At 68.7% G+C, this 2,714-nt stretch carries 4 protein-coding genes and 1 pseudogene; 1 reads left to right on the top strand and 4 read right to left on the bottom strand.

Features of this window, described 5'->3' with window-relative positions; translation table 11 throughout:
• Positions 1 to 514: caspase family protein (locus E1J50_RS26235; protein WP_165937989.1), on the bottom strand; the 514-nt coding region annotated here is incomplete at its 3' end.
• A gap of 366 nt (positions 515 to 880) precedes the next feature.
• Here E1J50_RS26235 and E1J50_RS26230 point away from each other — a divergent pair.
• A complete protein-coding gene (locus E1J50_RS26230; RefSeq protein WP_132257191.1) occupies positions 881 to 1,798 on the top strand; it encodes a DUF4399 domain-containing protein in 918 nt (305 codons plus the stop codon).
• A gap of 7 nt (positions 1,799 to 1,805) precedes the next feature.
• On the opposite strand, the gene E1J50_RS27690 is transcribed toward E1J50_RS26230, so the two are convergent.
• The 3 genes and pseudogenes from E1J50_RS27690 to E1J50_RS26225 form a co-directional block, all read right to left on the bottom strand.
• Positions 1,806 to 1,979 (bottom strand): hypothetical protein, encoded by a 174-nt coding sequence (locus tag E1J50_RS27690; RefSeq protein ID WP_165937846.1) that lies wholly within the window; start codon positions 1,977 to 1,979, stop codon positions 1,806 to 1,808.
• Positions 1,980 to 2,154: 175 nt separating this feature from the next.
• On the bottom strand, positions 2,155 to 2,307 hold the full coding sequence (locus E1J50_RS27685; protein WP_165937845.1) for a hypothetical protein: 153 nt from the start codon (positions 2,305 to 2,307) through the stop codon (positions 2,155 to 2,157).
• 78 nt (positions 2,308 to 2,385) lie between these two features.
• Positions 2,386 to 2,714, bottom strand: a pseudogene (locus E1J50_RS26225) (MGH1-like glycoside hydrolase domain-containing protein); the annotation flags it as partial.

Here is a 2,714-nt window from a genome sequence, read left to right as displayed (position 1 = left end):
CGAGCCCCGCCCAGGAGGCGCGGAAACGGCGCTCGTAGGGGTTTTCCCGGGCCGCATCGACGACGGCGATCTTCACCCGGGCGCCGCGCCGGTTCATCTCGGCCAGCACGCCGTCGAGGCTGATCCCGTCCTTGCGCACCTCCGTCTCGGACCAGACCTGCGCGTTGACGGGCAAGAGGAAGGTCTGCCGGTTCACCTGAATGCCGTAGCCGCCGAAATAGAGGAAGGCGGCGGAGCCGGCGTTGATCTTGCCGTAGAAGCCGTCGAGGACGGACTGCATGTCCTCGCGGGTGACGTTCTCCCGCAAGTCCACGTCGAATTCGTGCCGCCGCAATTCGTCGGCCAGCAGACGCGCGTCCCGGCCGATCGCGGCGAGCGGCGCCTTCGCGTCGGGGTAGCGCGCATTCGCGATGAGGAGCGCGAAACGGCGCCCGGCCCCGATCGTCGCCTGCGCGCAGGCCGGCAGCGGGACGAGCGGGAGGACGATGGCGGCCAGGCACGCGAGAAGCAGCACGCCGCGTCCCGCCCGGCCAGCGCCACGCAATCGCCGGATCTGACCGGAAGGGCTGCTGCGCATCATCAGATCCTGCCGGACGCGTCTGTCGCGGAAAAGTAAATCGCGCATCGGCGTCAATCCAAAATCATGAGCTTGACCGATCTCGACTACTGTCCGGTATAGCACGCGAGCGCCAAAGCAAACCGTAGCCGTTGCAAATCATTGTGGCATGTATTCTCTTGGTCATTGACCGCACGCTGCATCTTTCGGGCTAGCGAATCACCTTTTTAGAGGCGCTCTAGCTCGTTTTTGCGGGTCGGCGGCGGGCAGGAGATCGTGCGCCTATTCGGCTGCGGTGACGCGATGCCTGACGGGAGGGCGACGATGGGCGGCGCAACGGCCTCGACCCACCGGGTTCGAGCGTACCGAACCTGGATCTGCCGGCTCGGCGCGCTCGTCGCGCTGACGCAGGCGGTAGCCGCGCAGCCGGCCCAGGGCGACAGGAAGGGGGGGCCGACGCCCTCCGCGCCCGGTGCGGCCGTCTACTTCATCGACATCAAGGACGGCAGCATCCTGCCCCGCAAGCCGATGATCCGGTTCGGGCTGCGCAACATGGGCGTCGCCCCGGCGGGGTCGGAACGCATGAACGCGGGCCACCACCATATCCTCGTCGACGTGCCCACACCGCCCCTCGACAGGCCCATCCCGAACGACTTCAACCACCTGCATTTCGGCGCCGGCCAGACCGAGGCGGAGATCGAGTTGACGCCGGGCGATCACACGCTGCAGCTCCTGCTCGCCGACAAGGACCATATCCCCCACAATCCGCCGGTCCTGTCGGAGGTGGTGAAGGTGCGGGTCGTCGAGGCGCCGGCTGCGGGCACCCAGGCCGCGGCGCCGGCCGCGCGCCACGCCTCTCCGCCCGGCGCCCGGGTCTATTTCGTGCAGCCGCGCAACGGCGCCGTGGTCCCCCGCAAGGTGACGGTCCGCTTCGGCCTCGTGGGGATGGGCGTCGCCCCGGCCGGGTTCGACAAGGCGAATACCGGCCATCACCACCTGCTGATCGACGCGCCCCTGCGCTCCCCCGACGAGCGCATCCCGAACGATTTCAATCACCTGCATTTCGGTCTCGGGCAGACGGAGGCGCAGGTGACGCTTCCGCTCGGCACCCACACCCTTCAGCTGGTGCTGGCCGATGCCGACCACGTCCCGCACGTGCCCCCGGTGATGTCCGAGACGATCAAGGTCCTCGTCACCCGCAACGGGCGCCGGCCGCGGGTGGCGCGCCACCGCGACCGTTGAGCGCCGGTCAGAACGCGTCGTACGGGTCGGAGGGCGGGAGGTTCGACCGCACCGTCATCTCGCGGATGTCGATGCCGGAGGTCGCCCTGACCGGCACCCGCGCCGGCGCCGCGAGCATGCTCGCGCGGACGATGACCATCGTCGCCAGCAGGGCGACGGCGATGACGAGACACTTCATCATGGCGGAATCCTGAGGTTCGTGATCTTCGAGGCTGCTGCCGCGAAGAGAAATCCGCTCTCGGATCTCGCCGAACCTGTAGGATTCCTGCCGATCGCGAACCGTGATCGAGATCACGCTCGCATCATCGTCATGGATACATGGGACACGTCGCAGCCCTCAGCCTAACCCGGTGAGATCAAGTGCGCGGGAGGACGTATTGCCGGCCGAGCCGCGCGGTCTCGCCCGCATCGGGCGAGACGATCTGGGAGGGGCGGGGGCCTCGCCCGTGCACAACGATCGCGTCCGTGACGAGGAGGAGGGCCATCAGGCTGAGGATGCGACGCGACATGGGACGCGCTCCGATTGGAGCGAGCTTCCCCCGACGCGCGCCTCGGAACCGTGACGGAACTCACACCCGGCCCGGGCGTCAGCTGCGCCCCGCCTGCGAGAGAAGAAGGTTCATGACGAGCGCCGTCCATCCGGTCTGGTGCGAGGCGCCGAGGCCGCGCCCGGTCTCGCCGTCGAAGAATTCGTGGAACAGGAGCGGGTCGTCGCCCCCGGCGCCCGCGTCGATGGGCGGGCGCCCGCCCCGATACGGGCGCCCGCCCGCCGCGTCCCGGGTGAAGAGCGCGATCAACCGATCCTCCAGCGCGTCGGCGATCGCGTTCAAGGTCAGCAGGGTGCCGGAGCCGGTCGGGTACTCGATCACGAACTCGTCGCCGTAATAGGCGTGGAAGCGGCGCAGGGCCTCGATGA

The organism is Methylobacterium segetis (genome assembly GCF_004348265.1).
GTDB classification, from domain to species: Bacteria; Pseudomonadota; Alphaproteobacteria; order Rhizobiales; family Beijerinckiaceae; genus Methylobacterium; species Methylobacterium segetis.
Note: the sequence above shows the minus strand (reverse complement) of the source record. Positions and strands in the feature narration are given on the sequence as shown.